The following is a 21,314-nucleotide window of genomic DNA, read 5'->3' as shown; positions in this document are numbered from 1 at the left end:
GCGCTAAAGTTTAGGGCGAAATAATAGGTTTATTTCCCTTCTTCTACTCGGCGTTCAGATTTGATTTTCTTGAGAGCATTCTCCTCATCTTCAATCTGTTTTCTCAAGAAGGCCAATTTATTTTCCTTCTCTTTAATTTCCGCCTGAATCTTATCCAGTTGTTCCTGAGTAGCTTTACGGGCCGCCTCAATTTTAGCTGCATTTTCTACTTCTACGGCCTTGAGGCTTTCGGCTAGCTTTTGCTTAGCCGCTACATTGGTCTCTCGGATCGCTTTAATTTCCTCCTCCGAGCGTTTTTTGGCCTCGGCAATCTTCTGAGCTGCATTTTCTTGCGCCTTAGCAATCTGCTCACTATTGAGCTTGATTGCGGCATTGAGTGAATCTTGTAGTTCTAGCTTTTTAGCTGAGGTTTCCTTCTTGGCCAAGGCAATTTCGTTAGCTCCTCTTTCTTTGGTATCGGCAATTTGGTTAGCCACATTCTCCTTAACCTTGAGGAGACGCTCCGTTTCTGCTTTTTCGGCCAAAACAGTTTTGCTACGAATATCTTGAATCGCTTTAGCCGCCTCTTCCTTAGTCTTGGCAATCTCAAAAGCTGCCGTTTCTTTAGTGGCGGCCACCTCGCTCAAAATCTTTTGACGTTCAATAGCGGCCTTCTCCTTATCGGCACGGATTGCCTCAGCTTGGGCCTCTCTATTCTCGGCAATTTTCTTGGCCTTTTCCTGATCAGAAGCCGCCATATCGGCATAAGCAGCAGCTTTTTCCGAAGCGACCTTTTTACGCAATTCAGCAATTTCGGTCAAGGCTTTTTCTTGGGCCAAAAGCACCTCTTCGGCTGCAATTTCCTTAGTCTCTTTCATCTCATCCTGAGACATGCGATTCACCTCATCGGCCTTGGCACGAGCTGTAATGATATCCGATTGAACCTTCTCCTGAATCTCTTTTTGCTTTTTCACAGCTTCTGCTTGGGCTTCTTGAACCGCCTCAGCATATCGGGCCTTGGCCGCAGCCGCATCCTTACTAGCTTGTTGCGCTTCTTTTTGCGCTTCTGCATCTGCTGCAGCAATTTGCTCCGCTGCTTTTTCCTTGGCTGCAGCAATTTCTTTGGCCGCAGCAGCTTTGATCTCAGCCTCTCGCGCTTTGGCGGCCTTAATCTGCTCCTGAATTTCTTTCTGAATGCGCTCGATCTCTTCTTGGGCCTTGACTTTGGCAGTGGCTACATCCGCCGCCAATTTAAGCTTCATGCTCTTCGCTTCTTCTCTAGCTTTGAGGACCTCTTCATTGGTCAACTCCTTAGAGTTGGCAATTTCCGCTGCCGCTTTCTTCTTGGCCTCAGCCACTTCCTCCGCAGTCAGCGCCTTTTCTTTAGCCGCATCAGCTTTGTCTTCTCTAATTTCTGACTTGATGCGAGCAATTTCTTCTGCAGCAATTTTGCGCTCTTTCTCAATCTGAGCCGCAATCGCCTCTCTTTCTGTGGCCGCCTTTTCTAAAGCCGCTGCCACCGATTGAGCCGATTTTTCCTGTGCAGAAGCAATATCTTCAGCAGCCTTGCGACGAGCCTCCAAAACATCCATCTGAATCAACTCTTTCTCCTTAGCGGCTTTTTCTCTAGCCGCTGCAATGCTTGTCGCCGCTTCAATTTCAGCCGCAGCAATTTTCTCTGCCGCCGTCTTACGAGACTGGTCCACATCTGCCGCCGTTAAGTTCTGTTGCTTTTTAGCCTTTTCTTTGGCCGCAGCAATCTGCTGAGCCATTTCCTCCTGAATCGTTTTGATTCTTTCATCAGAGGTTTCTTTAGCCAGCTCTACTTCTGCGTCATACTGTGCCTTAGCCGATACATACTGCTCCTTGGCATTTTTGATGCGCTCTGCAGCATTTTTCTGTGCATCAGCTACTTTCTTGGCCTCCTCCGCCTGAATTTCACTAATCTTTGCATCTGCCTTTTGACGTACTTGCATAGCCTCCAACTGCGCCTTTTCAATCAAACTGCTGGCCGTCGCCTGCGCGTCCTCAATGGCTTTACGCATCGCCTCTCTAGCCTTTGTAATCTCCTCCTGAGCCTTCTGGCGAACCGCAACTACTTCCTCCGCAATAACAGATTTTTCCTTAGACGCATTTTCTCTAGCCGTAGCCAAAGAACGTTGAATACTTTCTCGTGCATCTGCCGCTTTTTGCTTCTCCTCCCGAATAGCTTCTTGCGTCAACTCTTTCTGTACATTCAACTCATACTTCAATTTCTTGATCTCCTCATCAGAAAATTCATCGCATGGACTCGACTGTGCCCGCGCAATCAAAGCCGTAGAATTATTTTTCTTGGGCTCTTCCTTCGGCTTATTTCCACCTTGAGTAGAGGCTACTGGCTCAGAGGTCTTTGCCCCAGCAATGGTTACATTGACCTCTTTATAAGGCAACAAATCCTTATTGATTACCTTGATTAAACAGCCAGCTATATTGGTTAACTCCTCCTGACGAGTACTTGATACAGGACGAACATACATTTTGCTCACGGTCATATCCACCAAACGAAGTGTGCGCACTTTATTCGCCGCCAACCATTTGAGATTTTCCATATTGAGCTGAATACTATTCTGATACCCCTTGCGATTCCCCACCTTGATCTGCTCTGCCGTCGAAATAAAATCATACAGGCGCTTCTCACCTGTCGTAGAAATCAACATGATTTTAGTGTTTCCCTTCTCCAAAGGGTGCTCATCTGTAGAGGTAACCTCCAAAACAATCCCATCATCATCAACTTGCAAAACAAACTGATAACTCAAAGCAGTCTGACTATGAACAATAATAGATTTGGAGCGAATCTTCTGACGATCGCTCATACTTACTTTTTGGTCAAAAACGGTATTACAATCGTTCTGAGCAAAAAGCGAAGGGCCAGCCAATAGCATACAACCCATCAATAAAAGTAGAATATGACGCATATAAGTATATAGTTTTGGGGAAAATTAAAGGGATAAGTCATTATCACCCTCATAAGTTACAGAAAAAAGGGTAAATCCTTCCGAGAAGCCCCTATTTTAAGAGTTCTTCAACCCTGAAGGCCATGCGAATGCACTTTTTTTGGGGCTGCCCACTCGCTTCGCTCGGGTCGGGCTGTGTCGCGGCTCGCAGTTCTGCTCGGCCCTGCGGGGCTTTCGCTTCGCTTCAGCCCCTTGGTCTGCGGCTTCGCCGCACCACTTTCCATCCCTCAGCCAGTCGCTTCGCTCCTCAGCGGGCGCTTAGGCGCCCTACTCACTAAATAAAACGAACTTTTCTAGATCAAGGGTTAATGCATCCGATCAGCCCGCACTTCCATACCAGCCAAAATCTCTGCCTCAAAGGCCAAACATTCTTTCCAACGAGCCATAGCCGTTTCTTCTCCACAATATTCCTTGGCCAAAGACAAAAACAACTTGTAATGCCCTGCCTCAGCTACCATAAATCCATGATAAAACTTACGCAAATGCTCTTCTTCCAGTTGAGTAGCCAATAAACGGAAACGCTCACAACTACGCGCCTCAATCATCGCACAAACCAATAGTTTGTCCAATAAAGCCGCTTCTGGATGCCCTCCTTTGCGCACAAAGGTAAAAAGCTTATTCACATACTCATCCTTGCGCTGTCGCCCCAACTTCAAACCTCGCTTTTTCAACTCTTTGAGGACCGAACGAAAGTGCCCCCACTCCTCAGTAACAATAGGCGCTAACTCTTCCACCAAGCGCTCATAATCAGAATAGCGCTGAATGAGCGAAATACAGCTAGTCGCTGCCTTTTGCTCACAATAAGCATGATCAGTTAATATGTCTTCCAATTGCATGGCCGCCAAATCTACCCAACGTGGATCAGTTGGTAGTTCTAGGCCCAATACACGTTTAGTTGTTAGTTCCATAAACTAGTTTATCTTTAATTCTTGTTTTGCTTCCTGATACGCCTGCCAAACACCTATTGCCTGACGAGCCGCTTCTACATCATGTACCCGCAAAATACGAGCCCCTTCTTCTAAAGCTATAATGTGTGCCGCTGTAGTGGCTGGCAAAACCTCTGCTGGCTGCCTATCCAATAACTTATAGAGCATAGATTTGCGAGAAATCCCCGCTAAAATGGGCAACCCCAATTGCTTAAAGGCCTGTCCCGCCGCCAAAAGTTGATAGTTCTGCTCCAAAGTTTTTCCAAACCCAAAGCCAAGGTCCAAGATAACGTCTTTTACCCCTAACTGACGCAAAGCCCCCAAACGCTCCACAAAGAAATCATATACTTCAAGGACTACAGATGTATACTGCGGCTGATTTTGCATCGTCTCTGGCTGTCCTTGCATATGCATCAATATATAAGGTAAACCCAACTTGGCCACCATCGGCCAAAGTTCAGGATCTATTCCCCCAGCAGAAATATCATTAACTATATGGATTCCCTCCGCAGCCGTCGCCTCTATCACTTTGGCCCAATAGCTATCAATGCTAATCAATAGCTCAGGAAATTCCTGCCGAATACGCTTTAATGGCTCCAAAATTCGCTTTAATTCCTCCTCTGCAGAAACTGCCACGGCCCCAGGCTTAGTAGATGCTCCACCAATATCCAAAATATCAATACCTTGCTGTAACATCTGCTCTAACTGCCTCAAATAAGCCTCCTCCCCCAAATAACGCCCCCCATCATAAAAAGAATCTGGCGTTAAGTTAAGGATACCCATGATCTTAGGGCTCGACAGGTCCAAAAGCTGCCCTGAGGCATTTATTGTTGTTTGCATAAGGCGTTTATCTCTTTATATGCGGCTAAAATAAGCCTTTTTTTTGAGAATCTTAGGCCCAAAGCCGCCCCCCTTATTTAGATAAAGTCTGATAAAAAACAGTTCTTTTTTTCCTTATATCAAGCCCCCTAATTACCTTTGAAGCCCCTCCTTTGATGAGCATTTTTTAACGTACACATACAACTAAACTTATGTTAAACGGACTACAACACGCCCACTCGGGCCTCCGCTGGCTAGTTCTTATTTTTCTTTTGCTAGCAATCATCACTTCTTTCCAAAAATGGAGAGCCAACAAACAAGAGTACCTAAATGCAGATAAAAAGCTGCCTCTTTTTGCCCTTATTTTTACCCATACACAGTTGCTCCTTGGCTTTGTGCTCTACTTTCTCAGCCCTAAGGTGCAGTTTGTAGAAGGCATGATGAAAAATACTTACCTTCGCTTTTATGCCGTAGAGCATGCGAGTATGATGGTTCTTGCGGTAATTGCCATTACTATTGGCTATAGCCGAGCCAAACGCCTAGACGATGCCCCCGCTCGCTATAAAACACAATTTATATTTTACCTTATCGGCCTGATCCTTATTCTGGCTGGTATCCCTTGGCCTTTCCGTGAAGCCTTGGGCGCTGGATGGTTCTAATCCATCTAGCAAAAAATAAGACTACACTCAAAGGGGCAAAACAGAAGTTTTGCCCCTTTTTCTATTCCCCAATACCCCAAGGCCGCATTTTAAACGCTAAGGCCCTACTTATCTTTTAACTTGGGGGGGCAGCTTACAGAAATAATATGCGCTTAGATCCAGCCACGGGACCTTATTGTCTAGATGGATTGACTCCGTGGCCACCACGGAGCTAATCTGAGATGTCCGTAGACCTCCGTGGTGGCCACGGAGCCAATCCGAGATGTCCGTAGACCTCCGTGGTGGCCACGGAGCCAATCCGAGATGTCCGTAGACCTCCGTGGTGGCCACGGAGCCAATCCGAGATGTCCGTAAGCCTCCGTGGTGGCCACGGAGCCAATCTGAGATGTCCGTAAGCCTCCGTGGTGGCCACGGAGCCAATCTGAGATGTCCGTAGACCTCCGTGGCGGCCACGGAGCCAATCCGAGATGTCCGTAGACCTCCGTGGTGGCCACGGAGCCAATCCGAGATGTCCGTAGACCTCCGTGGCGGCCACGGAGCCAATCTGAGATGTCCGTAAGCCTCCGTGGCGCAAACAATAATTTGTGAATCGCCTAATCAAAAAGGAAAAGACTTTATTTTAGGCTTAACAAACCCTAAGCGGTAAAACTTGTTTGCCTAACTGGAATTCAATACCTTTACAGCACAAATTTTTACTCTAATCTTATACATATAATATATAGTTATGCCCAAAACAGTCAAATGCCTCATTATCGGCTCTGGTCCTGCTGGCTACACCGCTGCAATTTATGCTTCTAGAGCGAACATGGAGCCTGTACTTTATACAGGTAAAGAGCCTGGTGGTCAGCTCATGATTACTACAGATGTAGAAAACTTTCCAGGTTATCCTGAAGGGATTATGGGACCTGAGATGATGGAAGACTTCCGCAAGCAAGCGGCTCGCTTTGGTACCGAGATCCATACAGGGGTGATGATTGAGAAAGTAGACTTTAGTGGTCCTGTTCATAAGGCTTGGACAGAAGGCGGAGAAGAGATTCATGCGCATTCTGTGATTATTGCGACTGGAGCTTCAGCCAAATGGTTAGGTCTAGACTCTGAGAAAGAGCTCATGAACAAAGGAGTATCAGCCTGTGCCGTTTGTGACGGCTTTTTCTTCCGTGGACAAGAAGTAGCGGTAGTTGGTGGTGGAGACACTGCAGCTGAGGAAGCCCTTTATTTGTCTAAGCTTTGTCCTCAGGTGCACCTCTTTGTTCGTCGTGACGAGCTACGGGCCTCTAAGATCATGCAAGAGCGCATTGAGAAAGCTCAAAATGTTGAGGTACACTGGAATACTGAGATTGAGGAGATTTTGGGCGATGATGGCGTCACTGGCGTTCGTCTCATCAACAATAAAACAAAGGAGAATAGCGAACTCAGCCTAGGCGCTGTATTTATTGCTATTGGCCACAAGCCCAATACCGATATCTTTAAGGATTGGTTGCCTACAGATGAGACAGGTTATCTAATTGTAGATCAGCCGGGTACATCTAAGACCAAAATTCCTGGTGTTTTTGTTAGTGGCGATGCTGCAGACAAAGTATATCGCCAAGCGATTACTGCCGCGGGTACAGGTTGTATGGCGGCCCTAGATGCTGAGCGTTACCTAGCCGAAGAAGGCATTATTTAGGCTCAGAAGCAGGCAAAAAAGGCTGTCGAATTTCCTTCGACAGCCTTTTTTTTGTTTAGCGGGTTCCCAAGGGGCTCTTTTTGGTCCAAAAGGCCTAGCGGTTTAGGGTAATGAGGGCTAAAGCCCTCATTCAATCAAATTATTGCGTAGCAATACCGCTTTTGGCCTAGCGATGTGCAGGGGTGGCCGAAGGCGGCAGACCCAGCGGGCGCAGCCCGCGCAGGGCCGAGCGAATAGCGAGCTGCGAAACGTAGCGCCCGCCGAAGGCGGGAGGCCCCAAAAAAATAATAGATACAGCATATAAAACAGGAAGGATGGAAGCAATAGATTTTGGAGGAGTATTTTGGCAGGGCAAGCGGGCATTGACTGATAGTCGGCAGGCAGTAGAAGCAGGGCGGCAAATCTTTTTTGCTCGTTTGGGGCCGCAGCACAATGGGCACGATTATATTCCAGCCCTTTATGAGAAGGGCTTGCGGCATTTTGTGGTAGAAGAAGGGGGATGGGAAGAGCGTTTTCCGCAGGCGAATTTTGTGCATTTTCCAGATAGCCTGGCCCTTTTGCAGGCTTGGGCGGCTTGGCATCGGCAGCAATTTGAGGGGCCGATACTGGGGATTGCGGGCAGTAATGGCAAAACGATAATTAAGGAATGGCTTTATCAGTTGCTTTCGCCGCATTTGGCCCTACTCAAAAGCCCCAAGAGTTATAATTCTCAGTTGGGGGTGGCCCTTTCGCTTTTGGAGCTGCGCAAAGAGCATCAATTGGGCCTTATTGAGGCGGGAATTTCAAAGCAGGGGGAGATGCAGCGGCTAGCTCAGATGATTGCGCCCCAATATGGTCTATTCAGCAATTTGGGCTTGGCTCATGATGAGGGTTTTGTGGATAGAGGAGAAAAATTGTCGGAAAAAATGCGCCTTTTTGAGGGGGTCGAACAGCTCATTTACTGTTTGGACCAAAGAGAGGTGGCCCAATATGTTGAGCAGCATTTTGCGGCAGAGCGCCGCTTTAGTTGGGGGCGTTCGCCCTTGGCCAAATTGCAGCTTTTATCGGAAAAACAGCTGGGGAACAGTACCCTTTTGCGCCTAGCCTATGCGGGAGAAGAGCAAGAACTTAGTTTGCCCTTTTGGGGCAGGGCCGCCATTGAAAATGCCCTACAAGTTTTGAGTTTTTGCTTGCTTTGGGGGCTATCTTGGGCCGATATTCAGGCTGGTTTTGGGCAGCTACGCAAATTGCCCATGCGGCTTAGTTGGAAAAAAGGGAGTCGAGACTGTCTCATTTTAGATGATAGTTATAGCAATGATTTGTTGGGCCTTCGGCATGCCCTAGAGTTTATGGCTCAGCATCAGGAACATCGCTTTTTGCGGCCCAGCATCATCCTGTCGGATATCATGGAATCGGGCCAAGAAGAAAAGCGCCTATATGCCGAAGTTGCGCAATTATTGGAGCAATATCAGATAGAGCGGATCTTGGGCATTGGTTCGGCCATGCAGCGACAGCAAGCACAGTTTAACTTTATTCCAGAGCGCAATTTTTATCCCAGTACAGAGCAGGCTTTAGCTGCCTTGGTCTCAGATGAATTGCTTTTTCAGTCGGAATACGTCTTGGTTAAGGGGGGGCGCTCATTCCGTTTAGAGCGTTTGAGTCAGCGTTTATTAGAGCAGCGGCATCGCTCGGTTTTGGAGCTCTCCAAATCGGCTATTTTGCACAACTTGCGGACCTACAAGCAGCAGTTGAAGCCCTCCACTCGGCTGATGGTCATGGTCAAGGCCTTTGCCTATGGTAGCAGTTATGAGATGGCGCATTTACTGGCCAATCAGGGGGTAGATTACTTTGGGGTAGCCTATGCGGATGAGGGGGTGCGCTTGAGGAAAGAGGGGATTCAGCAGCCGATTATGGTCATGAACAGTGAAAACTTGGCTTTTGAGGACCTTTTGCAGTTTCGTTTGGCTCCATCCATCTTTAGTTTGGTTCAGCTCAAGGCCTTTGTCCAATTTTTGGAGCGCTACCACTACCCTGCTCATCCCATTCATATCGAATTGGATACGGGCATGCATCGTTTGGGCTTTGAGGGCCAGGAATTGCCTGCGCTTTTGGCCTTTTTGAAAGAGAAAAAGCAGTTTATACAAGTAGCGGGTATCTTTTCGCATCTGGCTGCGGCCGATGAGGCCGAACAGCAGGCCTTTACGCATTTGCAGGCCCAGCGTTTTAGGCATTGGGCCGATCAGATTGAGGCCGTTTTATTGGAAAAGCCCCTGCGGCATCTGCTCAATTCGGCGGGCATTTCGGCCTATCCTCAATATCAGCAGGATATGGTCCGTTTGGGCATTGGTTTGCATGGAGTTGACCCTGCCGAGCGCTTAGATTTGCAGGCAGTGGCTCGTTTGCGCAGTCAGGTTTCGCAGGTCAAGCGACTAGAGGCGGGAGAAGCGGTTGGTTATGGGCGAGCGGCCACTGCTCCACAGGCTAGGGAGATTGCCACCTTGGCCATTGGTTATGGCGATGGTTTGCCGAGGGCCTTGGGCAATGGCAAGGGGCAGGTTTATATTCGGGGGCGGCTTTGTCCTTTGGTGGGCAACGTCTGTATGGACATGTGCTTTGCGGATGTTTCGGGCCTAAAGGTTCGGGCGGGAGACAAGGCCATCTTTTTTGGTCCAGAGCTGCCCATTGAGTTTCAGGCCAAGGCCTTGAATAGCATCCCCTATGAATTACTCACGCGGATAGGGCCAAGGGTTCCTCGTTTATATTATGAGGATTAGGATTTGGGGCTGCCCACTCGCTTCGCTCGGGTCGGGCCATTGCGCAGCTCGCAGGTCTGCTCGGCCCTGCGCGGGCTTCGCCCGCTGGGTCTGCCGCCTTTGGCGGCCCTGCTCCAGCCCCTCAGCCTGCGGCCCTTTGGGCCTGCTAGACGCATAAAAAAGCCCCAAATTGCAGAAACAATTTGGGGCTTAGCTATTCCGTAGAACAAAGCTTAGATCATGGTTTTCTGAGGAAAGACCGACAGGGCCATATCTAGGCTCTTTTGTAGGGCTTCTTCATTTAGAGCCAAATCTTCATTTAGGCCATTGAAATAGTAGACTAGATTTTCGGTGGGCATATTGCCTGTTAGGTCATCTTTGGCCATGGGGCAACCGCCGTAACCTCTCAAAGCACCATCGAAGCGGCGGCAATTATTTTGGTAGGCAGCTACGATCTTTTCCTCCCAATTATGGGCTTGAGTATGGAAATGGGCGCCAAACTCCACATCTGGATAAGGGGGAATCAGGTTACCAAAAAGGTACTCAATAATTTTGGGGTCGGCCACGCCAATAGTATCCGACAGCGAAATAATTTTGATCCCCATATCGGCTAATACATCTACCCAATGTTGGACCAGTTCTACATTCCAAGGGTCGCCATAAGGATTGCCGAAGCCCATAGAGACATAAACCACCAGCTTTTTATTATGCTTGAGGCAAAGCTTTTGGATAGCCTCTACCCGTTCCAAAGAATCGGCGATACTTGCATTAGTATTGCGTTGTTGGAAGGTTTCGGAAACGGAAAAGGGATAACCGAGGTAGCGGATTTCCTCAAATTGGCAGGCATCTTCGGCCCCTCTGAGGTTGGCCACAATAGCCAAGAGTTGGCTAGTTGTTTGGTCCAGATGCAGTTGGCTGAGGACCTTGGCGGTATCTCTCATTTGGGGAATAGCTTTGGGAGAAACAAAGCTGCCAAAATCGAGGGTATGAAAGCCCACCTTGAGTAATTGGTTGAGGTAATTAACCTTCTCTTGAGTAGGGATAAAATCATGCAAACCTTGCATGGCATCCCTTGGACATTCGATTAGTTTGATCATTAGCTATTATTATGTTGTTAGTTAGGTCTAATTTTGGAGGGAGCGAGTGAAAAGGGTCAAAAACAAAATGTGATTCTAATAGTTCTTTAGTAAGTTTGCGGCTTCAACGGAAATAGCATCTACAATTATGAAAAACAAAACGACCTTAACACTCATTGCCTTTGGGCTTTTCCTCATTGGTTTTGTGGGCCTCATAGTCAACCTTATTGGCTTACCTTTTATGCTGACTGATTGGCTCAACCTTTTATTTGGGAACGTTGTCGGCTTTTTATTTAAACTCTTTCTGGTCATGTTTGGTTTAGGCCTAGCGGTTTTTGCCAATAGTCCAGAAAAAGAGCCTTATGACGAATACTTTGATGGGGATAAGTTTGACTAGAACTTATTCTTCCACATCATAGATTCCACAGGGTAAGGCGTTTTCTCTACATATTTGGCATTTTGTTTTTTGTTGTAGAGATTTTCCACCTCGCCATCTAGGGCAAAATAAATAAGTTGGCCTATAGGCATGCCAGCATAAACGCGGACGGGTAGGCTACAAGAGATTTCTAGGGTCCAATGATTGCAGAATCCCACATCGCCTTTGCCTGCAGTGGCATGAATATCGATGCCCAAACGGCCTACACTTGATTTTCCTTCTAAGAAAGGAACTTGTTTGTGGGTTTCGGTGTATTCCTGAGTCACGCCCAAATAAAGTTGGCCAGGTTGCAAGACATAACCTTCTTCGGGAATCTCGAAGTGACGAACTTGGTTGTGTTTACGGGCATCTAAGACCTCATCTTCATAGACGGCTAGAGCGGCGCCCAAATGCACATCATAAGAATTACTGCCTAAGCAGCTACGGTCAAAAGGCTCAATAACAATTTCGCCTTGGGCTATACTGGCTAAAATGGCTTGATCGGAAAGAATCATATTGCTTGTTCTTGAAGAGCAGTCTACTAGCTAGACCAATCTTTATTTTGAATAATAATAAATTTGGGCGAAATAAAAAAGAAAGTTAGACTTAAGCCCTATTTATCAGGATAAGATTTCATTAAACTTTTGTCCTTTTTTTCTTGGCAAAACCGTTTTTTTTTATCTCTTTTCGTTAGGGAATTTAATGGCTAGCCCTTACATTTGCAGGCCTTTGAGGGGCCCAACTAAATAAGGGTTAATCCTTTAAAAGACAACATAAAAGCAAACCATCGAAAATTCTATTTCTCTATGTATTGGACGTTAGAACTCGCCTCTTATTTGCAGGACGCTCCTTGGCCTGCCACTCGCGATGAACTCATTGATTACGCTATCCGCTCTGGTGCGCCTATCGAGGTGATCGAAAACCTTCAGGCCCTAGAAGATGAAGGGGAGCATTACGAAGGCATTGAAGATATCTGGGATGATTATCCGACAAAAAGTGATTTCTTCTTTCCTGAAGACGAATATTAAATGCTAAAAGCGTTCTGGCTCTACCAGAACGCTTTTTTTTGGTCCTATTTTGCGGTTTTGCAGGCCCGGAGGGCTATGCCCTTAAAAAATAGCTAGCCTAGCAGAAAATTCATAGCAAACTATGGCCAAAGCAGCGCGATTAAATCTGGCTGAGGGATGGAAAGCAGTGGCCGAAGGCCAGACCGAGCCAGCTGAAAGCTGGCGAAGGGCCGAGCGAATAGCGAGCTGCGACACAGCCCGACCCGCCCAAAGGGCGGGGCAGCCCCTAAAAAAGAAAAACCTTCCCCAGAAACTGGAGAAGGTTTTTTATTTAGAAGTTGGAGAGTGGTCTAGTACTTTCCTCTTTTTTTCTTCTTCTTGAAGCTATTAAAGCGGTCGTTTGAGCGGCCTTTGCTAGAGCTTCCACTTCTTTTTTTGCCTTTATAGCCAGAGCGGCGACCATCTTTGCGGCTAGAGCGGCCACGGTCTCTGTCTCCTCCCCCTTTTTCAGAGAAAGATTGGGGGGCGCCCATTTTGCCTAGTTGGATTTTGCTCAATTCGTGAGCGAGGACTTTGCCGATCAACTCTTCTTTGCTAAGGTTAGCAAAAAGCAAATTGGCTTCTTCCTTCATTTCCTCGGTAAGGTTGGCACGGATAGATTGGTCCAACACATTTTTGCACCAAGTTTTGAGGCGTTCGTTGCGAATTAATTCGGCAGAAGGCACTTCTACCTGTTTAATTTTGAGGCCCAACATCTTTTCAATATGGCGGATGCGGTGGAAATCGCGTTTTTCTACAAAAGCGATTGACAATCCTTTTTTACCTGCGCGAGCCGTACGGCCGCTTCGGTGCGTATAATAAGAAAGGTCATCGGGTAGGTGGAAGTGGAAAACATGCGTTAGATCGTCCACATCGATACCACGAGCGGCGATATCGGTAGCGATAAGCACCTGCAAGTTGTGTTGGCGGAAGCGGCGCATCACTTGGTCACGCTGCGCTTGCGACAAATCGCCATGTAGGGCATCGGCGGTATAGCCTCTTTGGATTAATAGCTCGGCCAATTCTTGGGTGTTGCGGCGAGTGCGGCAGAATACCACGGCGCGCATATCGGGTTGAGCGTCTAGGAAACGGCCCAAAGCCTCTGGTTTATCCTTATAGTGTAGGCCTACGTATTGGTGTTCGATATTTTCATTGACCTCTTGCTTGCTATTGAGCTGCACCTCTAGGGGGTTAGTCATGTAGCGTTTTACGATGCCGCGGATATCCTTAGACATGGTAGCAGAAAACAACCAAAGGTTTTTGCCTTCGGCAGTGTATTCTAGAATTTCGTCTAGATCTTCTTTAAAGCCCATATTGAGCATCTCATCGGCTTCATCGAGGACCAAGTAGCGCAAACCTCTGAGGTCTACAGCACCACGTTTGAGTAAATCGATCAAGCGACCAGGCGTAGCAATAATAATATGCTGCGGCTCAGAGCGAAGGGCTTTGAGTTGTTTAACGATGGGAGCACCACCATAAACGGCAAGCATATTAATGCGCTGCTGGTATTTTCCGAAAAGAGCTAATTGTTTGGCAATCTGTTGGCCCAACTCGCGGGTGGGGGCTAAGATCAATGCCTGAGTTAGAGGCAATTGGCTATCGATGCGTTCGATAAGTGGCAGACCAAAGGCAGCGGTTTTTCCGGTTCCTGTTTGGGCAAGGCCCAAAAAGTCGCGTTCCTGCTCTAGTAGTTCTGGAATAGCCTCATGTTGAATCTCACTAGGATTTTCAAATCCCATTTCCGCAATTGCTTTTAGCGTGGGCTGCGAAAGGCCCAACTCCTTGAAGGTTAGCAAAGTAGTATTAATTTAAACTCGACCCACTCGCCCCCTTCATCGAAAATCTTTCTCAAATTCATTCAAAAGTAATAGGAGCCCTTAGGCCAAAATGATCATTAGTGAGCTTGAACCAATTGTTTTTTTTGGTTTTGCTCGCCGCAAAGATGCGTAAAATATTGCAGAGCTGAGCCTAAAATAGATAAAATCGGTATTCTGCCTAGCAGATTTAACGCTAGATACGCCTTCTGTTAAGACAAAGTTTTTCAGTTATTTAAGGCCTTTTGCCCAAAAAAGCCTAGTTTTGTGGCCGTTTTGCCCAAGCTCGGGCCAATTTAAAAACAACCTACTGAAAATCAATAGTTTTAAGCAATGAAAAAAAAATATCAACTCTTTGATCTCTCTCAAAAAGTAGATTATCAAAAAGAATTACTCTCGGGCCTAACCGTGGCCCTAGCCTTGGTTCCCGAAGCCGTAGCCTTTGCTATGATTGCGGGTCTACATCCGCTCACGGGACTCTATGCCGCTTTTATGATGGGGATCGTTACCGCTATTTTGGGTGGTCGTCCTGGCATGATCTCTGGCGCAACGGGTGCCGTGGCTGTGGTGATTGTCGAATTAGCTTTACATCATGGAGTGGAGTACGTTTTTGCGGCCGTAATTTTGGCTGGACTCTTTCAGATTGGGGCCGGACTCTTCCGTTTGGGCAAGTTTATGCGGCTGGTCCCGCATCCCGTGATCTTTGGTTTTGTCAATGGCTTGGCCATTATCATTTTTACCGCTCAATTCGATCACTTTAAGCAAGATGGCCAATGGATGATTGGCAGTGAAATGTGGATGATGCTAGGTTTGACGGTCCTTTCTATGCTGATTATCTGGCTATTGCCTAAATTGACTCGCGCCATTCCCTCTTCTTTGGTAGCTATTTTGGCCGTTTTTGGAATTGTTTCGGCCTTTGGAATTGACACCAAAACGGTGGGCGATATTAGCTCCATTCAGGGAAGTTTCCCCCCATTTCATATTCCAGAGGTCCCCTTTAGTCTCAAAACTTTAGAGATTATTTTGCCTTATGCAGGCGTGGTAGCTGCCGTGGGCCTAATCGAAAGTTTATTGACGCTCAATATTATTGATGAGATTACCGAAAGTCGAGGTTCTGGCAATCGCGAAGCCGTGGCTCAGGGAACTGCAAATATTCTCTCTGGCCTTTTTTCGGGCATGGGCGGTTGCGCCATGTTGGGCCAAAGTCTAATTAATATCTCTAGTGGCGCCCGCGCTCGCTTGTCGGGCATTACGGCTGCCGTGATGCTCCTCATTTTCATCATGTTTGGCGCTGGCTTGATTGAACAGCTTCCTATTGCCGCTTTGGCTGGCGTGATGTTTATGGTCGCCATCGGCACCTTTGAATGGGCCAGTTTTACGGTATTCAACAAGATGCCCAAATCCGATATTTTTGTGATGGTGCTGGTTACGGTGGTCACTTTGGTTTTGCATAATTTGGCCCTTGCCGTGGTAGTGGGCGTGATTATCTCGGCCTTGGTTTTTGCTTGGGATAGCGCTGTTCGGATTCGCGCCCGCAAGCATATCGACGAGAATGGCCACAAACATTACGAAATTTATGGGCCCCTCTTTTTTGGATCTGTGGCCACCTTCAATGAGAAATTTGATGTGCAAAATGATCCCGAAGTCGTTATTATTGATTTTGCCGAAAGCCGAGTGGTCGATATGTCAGCCATTGAAGCCCTCAATAAACTGACGGAGCGCTACCAAAAAGCCAATAAGGAGGTCCATCTCAAACACCTCTCTGAAGATTGTCGAAAACTATTGGCCAATGCCGAAAAAGTGGTCGATGTCAATGTTATAGAAGACCCTAATTATAAGTTGGTGGTCGATGATGTAAAATAAAAGCCCTTTCTTTAAACGCCTCGCATTTTTTTGTGGGGCGTTTTTTTTGGGGCCTCCCGCCTTTGGCGGGCGCTACGCTTTGGGGCTCGCTATTCGCTCGGCCCTTCGCCAGCTTTGCTGGCTCGGTCTGGCCTTCGGCCACCCCGCCGCATCGCTAGGCCATTTGGCCTACGGCCAGGGCGGCTTCGCCGCCTGTTTGGACCAAAATGGCCCAGCCGCCCCAAGGGATTCCCTTAAGGAATCCCGTAGAGGGGCGGGTGGGCGGGGATATATCAAAGCATGAGGAGCGCAGCGACGAATACCGCTTTTCTGCGTTTTGCAGGCTGAGGGGCTGGAGCAGGGCCGCCTTTGGCGGCAGACCAAAGCCCGCAGGGCTGCAGGGCCGAGCAGACCTGCGAGCTGCGCAATGGCCCGACCCGACCGCAGGGAGAGGCAGCCCCAAAAAAAGGCGAATAAGTTAAGTGATAAAGAGTAGATAAACAATAGTTTTTTGGAAAAGCGAAAAAAAAAATGGCTTTTCCCTTTTTGCTTGGCTGAAGCCTAATAAATTTTGTATTTTCGGATTCCAAAATACATTTGCCAAAAAAATTAAGCGAACCAGATTATGAAAATCAAAAAGCTCACGCCCGAACAGCTCCAGGATAAAAGCCTAGGCTACAAAGAGTATAAAAAGGTAATTAAGACCTTGCTCAACAGCATGCAATCAGAGCACAACAGTGCCGATTTGCCCACTAAATACTTGGCCCTCACCAATTATGAATTTGCCGACATGCCCGGCAAAAAAATGGGCCTTATTATTCCTGGCGATCAAACCGCCAGTTGGGTTAAGCTCTCTAAGGAGTTGCTCAAAGCCAACAAAAAAGAAATCAGCTTAGGAGAATGCTATATTACTTTAGATGAGTATGATAATCCCGTCCTTCAACTTGAACCATTGAAAGGGAATGCAAAAAAAGCCCTACTCCTCAAGCAATTGACCAAAACAGCCCTCAAAGGCACAGGCGTAGAGGTGGCTATTGCTGCTGCAGAAGGAGCCGTAGAAGAAGCTGTAGCTGATGCTAGCGAGGCGGCCGCAGAAGTGGAAGCCCCCGCCAGCCCCAAAGAACAAATCCAAGCCTTGTTGGTCCAGATTTCAGATCTAAACAAAGGCATCAACCTAGCCGATGGACTTCAGCCAGAAGATATCAGCCATGCCGAAGAGCTAAAAGCAGCCATTCGCGAATTTGCCCTTTTGCTCAAAGAAGCAGATCCCGCCCTTCGCCAAGAATTTGGTGCGGCCTTTATCAAAACGCGCAAGCTCTTTAAAAAACTGGAAGAAGAAATTGAGGCGGCCAAAGCCCTTCAGGCAGAGCTCGATGCCGAACTAGCAGCTGAATTGGGCGAGCTAGAAGAAGAGGAAACAGCAGCTCCAGCAGCCGCTGCCGCAGCTTCAGAAGAAGCGGCTCCCGCTCCTGAAAATAAAGAGGAGGCTATTGCTAGCAATGCCGCTCTTTTTGAGGAAATCAATCAGCTCATTCAAGAGAGCCAATTGCATCAACTCGTATAAACTATAGTAATGGATCAAATAACTTTAAATAAAGTCGAGGAACTTCAGGCAGCAGCCAAAAAGTGGCTAAAACAGTACGAGGCTGGTGGTTTTGCTCAGGATGCAGCCCTAGCGGGCCAAGCCCAAGAAATGAAGTCTACCTTAGATAAATGCACGCAAATTTTGGCCAAAGCCAAAGCGAGCACAGGAGATTGGCAGGCTGATTTCAACCACATCAAAGCCTTGTTCGAAAAAGAGGCCTTCTTTGCCAATTGCTTCGGCAACGCAGCAGACCTTTTGGCCGCAGGCGAAAAAGTAGATGCTGCCGTTCAAAAACTAGCGGGAGAAGCCCAAAAATTGGCCAGCAACTGGTATGGTCAATTTGCCGATTTGGCCGAGGTCCCCGAAAATCTTAAGGCTACTGTAGCCGGATTGAGCGATAGAGCCAAACAATTGCTTGGTTCTGCCCAAAAACCAGAAGGCAACTACAAAATTGCTTTCTTTGGCGCCCAAACAGGCGAAAGCCGAAAACTCGCCAAACATCTAGATGATTTGGTGGCCGAACATGCTGGGCAATTTAGCCTAGAAAAACATGTGGATGATGGCCAAGAAGGCTTGCGCAAAAAACATAATATCGAGCACTTCCCTACTCTACTTTTTATGGTAGATAATAAGGAGTTTGCTCGACATGAAGGCGAAATTAGCCTAGCTAGCCTCCAACAAAAAATCAATACCATGCTCGAGGGGGCTAAGTTCTCGGATAGTAGCAAGGTAATTTCTATGGAGGACCAAAAAACAATCTCTGAAAGAGAACTCTTCGAATTGGGCGAATTTGTGGTGGTCTACTTTGAAACGGTCTGGTCCGGCGCTTGTAAAAAAGTAGGCAGCTCGGTTAAAGATGCCGTACTCGAACTAGCCGCAGAGGCCAATAAAACAACCAGCATCAAATATGAAAATGTGTTGATTGATGGCCGTACCAAATTACATGAGCGCTTTAAAGTAGACAAGGTGCCTACCATGGTCTATCTCCGCGATGGCAATGAGGTCGGTCGACATGAAGGCTATATCAACCCCTCGAACCTCAAAGAAGATATGCGCCGCTTCTTGGCCAACGGAAAAGTAGGCAACAGCAGCTCTAATGAGGTAGATTTGATTGGTATGGAATACGATCAAGCATCGGCTCAACAACTCAACATGGACCTAAAAAGCCGCCTAGATGGCAGCGTAGGCAAAGGAGGCAAAAACGAAACCTCTGATGTTTATACCATCCAGGTCCTTTTGGCCCAAAATGGCTATAGCTGCGCCGCTGATGGCGAATACAGCAGCGATTTAGCCGCCCTAATCACCGAATTTCAAGCCGCCAATGAACTCCCCCAAACAGGAGCCATCAAAACTGGCGACGAAAGCTGGCTAGCCTTGAATAGCTAAGGCTTTTCTTCTAGCTTAAAAGCGGAAAAACCTCTGGGTTTTTCCGCTTTTTTTTATCAATTGAACCAACAGCCGCCTCCCCTTTCTTATCTTTGAGCCTAATTTTGTGATTCATGACCGACCTGAGAAAAGAATTTAGCAATTATGATTGGCTGGGCATTGGCTTAACCCTAGCCCTTATGGCTATTGGCTGGCTGATGATTTTTGCCTCCGAGTACCATGCTGAAAGCTATACCCATTTGCTCGATTTAGATAAAAACTACGGCAAACAAATCGTCTGGATTTCAGCCGCCATTCTTCTTGCCGCTGGCGTACAAGTTGTCGACTCTAAGTTCATTCATACCATGAGCCCTATTGCTTTTGGTGGAGTTTTGTTTCTACTCTTTGCCGTATTATTTACAGAACCCGTAAATGGAGCAAGCTCCTGGTTTGGCATCGGCAGCTTTAGGCTGCAACCCTCCGAATTTTCTAAAACAGCAACCAATCTAGCCCTAGCCGCCCTGCTTACTCGGCCACAGTTTAGGATACAGGAATTTAAATACCAAATGCAAGCCGTAGGCCTTATTCTCAGCCCTGTTCTCCTCATTGCCCTACAACCCGACGCAGGCTCCTGCCTAGTCTATATCGCCTTTTTTCTCGTCATTTTTAGAGCTGGATTTCCTCCCTTCATCTATATTTTAGGCCTAAGTATGGCCGCCCTAGGCATCGCCTCCCTTATGGTTGATGATGTTAGTGGTCTTATGCTAACACTAGTTTTTTTGGCAAATTTAGTAGCCCTCCGACTTTGGCAAAAAGATGAGCGCTGGCTACTAACAGGTATCGCCCTAGGTGGCCTACTCTACTTTTTCTATCACCCCAACTACTTTTGGCCCCTCCTGCTTATTCTTAGCCTTAGCCTGCTCGCTTTTTCGGCTATGGCTGGCCTAAAAAAACGCGGTCAATGGCAAGGAGTTGGCCTCAATTTTAGCATATTAGCCCTAAGTATGGGCTATAGCGCTACTGTCAACTATGCCATTTATAAACTCTTACGCCCCCACCAACAAGAACGAATTTTAGTCTGGCTTCGGCCCGAAAAATGCGACCCCCTCGGCGCCCTCTACAATGTAGAACAATCTAAATTTGCTATCGGCTCTGGCGGACTTTGGGGAAAGGGCTTTCTAGAAGGAGAACGAACCAAACTGGATTATGTCCCTGAACAATCTACAGACTTTATTTTCTGCACTATGGGCGAAGAATGGGGCTTCATGGGCAGCTTTCTCCTGATCAGCCTCTTTACGGCCCTCTTGCTCCGCATCCTTTATTTAGCCGAACGCCAACGCTCCGATTTTGCCAAATATTACGCCTATGGCGTAGCCTTCATCCTCTTCATGCATCTTTTTGTTAACATCGGCATGACCGTCGGCCTCGTCCCCGTAATCGGCATCCCCCTCCCCTTTATTAGCTACGGCGGCTCTTCCCTAATGTCCTTTGGCATCTTGCTCGCCATTCTTTTCAAGCTCGACTTTGAACGAAAATCTATTTTTCGATAAGTCTTTTTTGGGGCTGCCCCGCCCTTTGGGCGGGTCGGGCTGTATCAGGGCTCGCAGGTCTGCTCGGCCCTGCAGTTTTTTTCGCTTCGCTTCAAAAAACTTTGGTCTGGCCCTACGGGCCACCCTTTTCCATCCCTCAGCCTGCGGCCCTTCGGGCCTATAGGACCAAAAAAAGCGCTGAACCAATGATTGGTTCAGCGCTTCTGCTGTCAACAGTAAAACAAAAGATAAGATCTAGTGCTGATGCAACTTCTCATAATTGAAGGGCAACAACTTCGAATCCTTAACAGTAGATAGCGTCATCAATGTTTTGAGTCGCTCAATCTCTTCAATTTTAGAGAGCGTTTTGAACAAGAGTTGCTCATAAGTGGGAATATCCTTACAAACCAACTTCATCAAGAAGTCAGCCTCACCAGTAATGATATAGCATTCTACAATCTCGTCGATCTGGTCCACCTTAGACAAAAAGCTTTCTAGTGCATTCTCTTTTTGCCAAGCCAAAGAAACCAAAACAAAGGTCTTTACGCTAAGTCCCATAGCCGCTGGGGCCACTTGTGCATGATAACTCTCAATAATACCAGAGTTCTCTAACTTCTTTACTCGCTCCAAAGTAGGAGCTGGAGACAAACCAATCCGCTTCGATAGCTCTAGATTGGTAATCTTACTGTTCTGCTGAAGAATCTTAAGAATCTTCAAATCAATCTTATCCAACTTATGACTTGCTGTTGGCATAGTGCGTTGTTTAGCAAAGGGCTTTCCCCCTTTTGTTATAGTAATATATATCCTAATTTCAAGCGGTATGGCCTATAGGCCAAATATCTATTTATTTAGATACACAAAAATAGTC

The 21,314-nt window shown here is 47.1% G+C and carries 16 protein-coding genes; 9 read left to right on the top strand and 7 right to left on the bottom strand.

Going from position 1 to position 21,314, the window contains the following annotated elements:
• Positions 1-29: 29 nt before the first annotated feature.
• From PPO43_RS11280 to folP, 3 genes are all read right to left on the bottom strand, one after another.
• Positions 30-2,933: a hypothetical protein gene (locus PPO43_RS11280; protein ID WP_272617818.1), complete on the bottom strand. Its 2,904-nt coding sequence runs from the start codon at positions 2,931-2,933 to the stop codon at positions 30-32.
• 344 nt (positions 2,934-3,277) lie between these two features.
• On the bottom strand, positions 3,278-3,880 hold the full coding sequence (locus tag PPO43_RS11275; RefSeq protein ID WP_272617816.1) for a tRNA-(ms[2]io[6]A)-hydroxylase: 603 nt from the start codon (positions 3,878-3,880) through the stop codon (positions 3,278-3,280).
• Positions 3,881-3,883: 3 nt separating this feature from the next.
• Positions 3,884-4,738, bottom strand: a complete 855-nt coding sequence (folP, locus tag PPO43_RS11270; RefSeq protein ID WP_272617814.1) for a dihydropteroate synthase — start codon at positions 4,736-4,738, stop codon at positions 3,884-3,886.
• A 191-nt stretch (positions 4,739-4,929) separates the two neighbouring features.
• Here folP and PPO43_RS11265 point away from each other — a divergent pair, with 191 nt between their 5' ends.
• From PPO43_RS11265 to PPO43_RS11255, 3 genes are all read left to right on the top strand, one after another.
• Positions 4,930-5,376, top strand: a complete 447-nt coding sequence (locus tag PPO43_RS11265) for a cytochrome B (RefSeq protein ID WP_272617812.1) — start codon at positions 4,930-4,932, stop codon at positions 5,374-5,376.
• A 724-nt stretch (positions 5,377-6,100) separates the two neighbouring features.
• Complete coding sequence (gene trxB, locus PPO43_RS11260) at positions 6,101-7,042, top strand: thioredoxin-disulfide reductase (protein ID WP_272617810.1); 942 nt, start codon at positions 6,101-6,103, stop codon at positions 7,040-7,042.
• 314 nt (positions 7,043-7,356) lie between these two features.
• The gene (locus tag PPO43_RS11255; RefSeq protein WP_272617808.1) at positions 7,357-9,795 is read left to right on the top strand and encodes a bifunctional UDP-N-acetylmuramoyl-tripeptide:D-alanyl-D-alanine ligase/alanine racemase; all 2,439 of its coding nucleotides are present in this window, start codon (positions 7,357-7,359) and stop codon (positions 9,793-9,795) included.
• A 212-nt stretch (positions 9,796-10,007) separates the two neighbouring features.
• On the opposite strand, the gene PPO43_RS11250 is transcribed toward PPO43_RS11255, so the two are convergent.
• On the bottom strand, positions 10,008-10,871 hold the full coding sequence (locus PPO43_RS11250; protein ID WP_272617806.1) for a hydroxymethylglutaryl-CoA lyase: 864 nt from the start codon (positions 10,869-10,871) through the stop codon (positions 10,008-10,010).
• Between the two features lie 127 nt (positions 10,872-10,998).
• Between PPO43_RS11250 and PPO43_RS11245 the strand changes: the two genes are divergently transcribed.
• Positions 10,999-11,247, top strand: a complete 249-nt coding sequence (locus tag PPO43_RS11245) for a hypothetical protein (protein ID WP_272617804.1) — start codon at positions 10,999-11,001, stop codon at positions 11,245-11,247.
• Here PPO43_RS11245 and dcd read toward each other — a convergent pair.
• Positions 11,244-11,780 carry a dCTP deaminase gene (gene dcd, locus PPO43_RS11240; protein ID WP_272617802.1) on the bottom strand — a complete coding sequence of 179 codons (537 nt, stop codon included), beginning with the start codon at positions 11,778-11,780 and terminating at the stop codon, positions 11,244-11,246. The two genes, PPO43_RS11245 and dcd, sit on opposite strands and share 4 nt — an antisense overlap.
• Before the next feature lie 291 nt (positions 11,781-12,071).
• On the opposite strand from dcd, the gene PPO43_RS11235 reads away from it, so the two are divergent.
• On the top strand, positions 12,072-12,293 hold the full coding sequence (locus tag PPO43_RS11235) for a DUF2795 domain-containing protein (RefSeq protein ID WP_002657397.1): 222 nt from the start codon (positions 12,072-12,074) through the stop codon (positions 12,291-12,293).
• A gap of 329 nt (positions 12,294-12,622) precedes the next feature.
• Here PPO43_RS11235 and PPO43_RS11230 read toward each other — a convergent pair whose 3' ends face one another.
• Positions 12,623-14,107, bottom strand: coding sequence for a DEAD/DEAH box helicase (locus PPO43_RS11230; RefSeq protein ID WP_272617798.1), 1,485 nt, complete (start codon positions 14,105-14,107; stop codon positions 12,623-12,625).
• A 351-nt stretch (positions 14,108-14,458) separates the two neighbouring features.
• Here PPO43_RS11230 and PPO43_RS11225 point away from each other — a divergent pair, with 351 nt between their 5' ends.
• From PPO43_RS11225 to rodA, 4 genes are all read left to right on the top strand, one after another.
• A complete protein-coding gene (locus PPO43_RS11225; protein WP_272617796.1) occupies positions 14,459-15,988 on the top strand; it encodes a SulP family inorganic anion transporter in 1,530 nt (509 codons plus the stop codon).
• Positions 15,989-16,592: 604 nt separating this feature from the next.
• Positions 16,593-17,531: a hypothetical protein gene (locus PPO43_RS11220; RefSeq protein WP_272617794.1), complete on the top strand. Its 939-nt coding sequence runs from the start codon at positions 16,593-16,595 to the stop codon at positions 17,529-17,531.
• A 9-nt stretch (positions 17,532-17,540) separates the two neighbouring features.
• Positions 17,541-18,938, top strand: coding sequence for a thioredoxin domain-containing protein (locus tag PPO43_RS11215; RefSeq protein WP_272617792.1), 1,398 nt, complete (start codon positions 17,541-17,543; stop codon positions 18,936-18,938).
• A gap of 113 nt (positions 18,939-19,051) precedes the next feature.
• Entirely contained in the window at positions 19,052-20,467 is a 1,416-nt protein-coding gene (gene rodA, locus PPO43_RS11210; RefSeq protein ID WP_272617790.1) for a rod shape-determining protein RodA, read from the top strand.
• A gap of 234 nt (positions 20,468-20,701) precedes the next feature.
• On the opposite strand, the gene PPO43_RS11200 is transcribed toward rodA, so the two are convergent.
• Entirely contained in the window at positions 20,702-21,199 is a 498-nt protein-coding gene (locus PPO43_RS11200; RefSeq protein ID WP_272617788.1) for an Lrp/AsnC family transcriptional regulator, read from the bottom strand.
• Between the last annotated feature and the right edge of the window lie 115 nt (positions 21,200-21,314).

Origin of the sequence: Saprospira sp. CCB-QB6 (assembly GCF_028464065.1) — a bacterium.
Lineage (GTDB): Bacteria > Bacteroidota > Bacteroidia > Chitinophagales > Saprospiraceae > Saprospira.
This window is presented reverse-complemented; position numbering and strand designations above follow the sequence as displayed.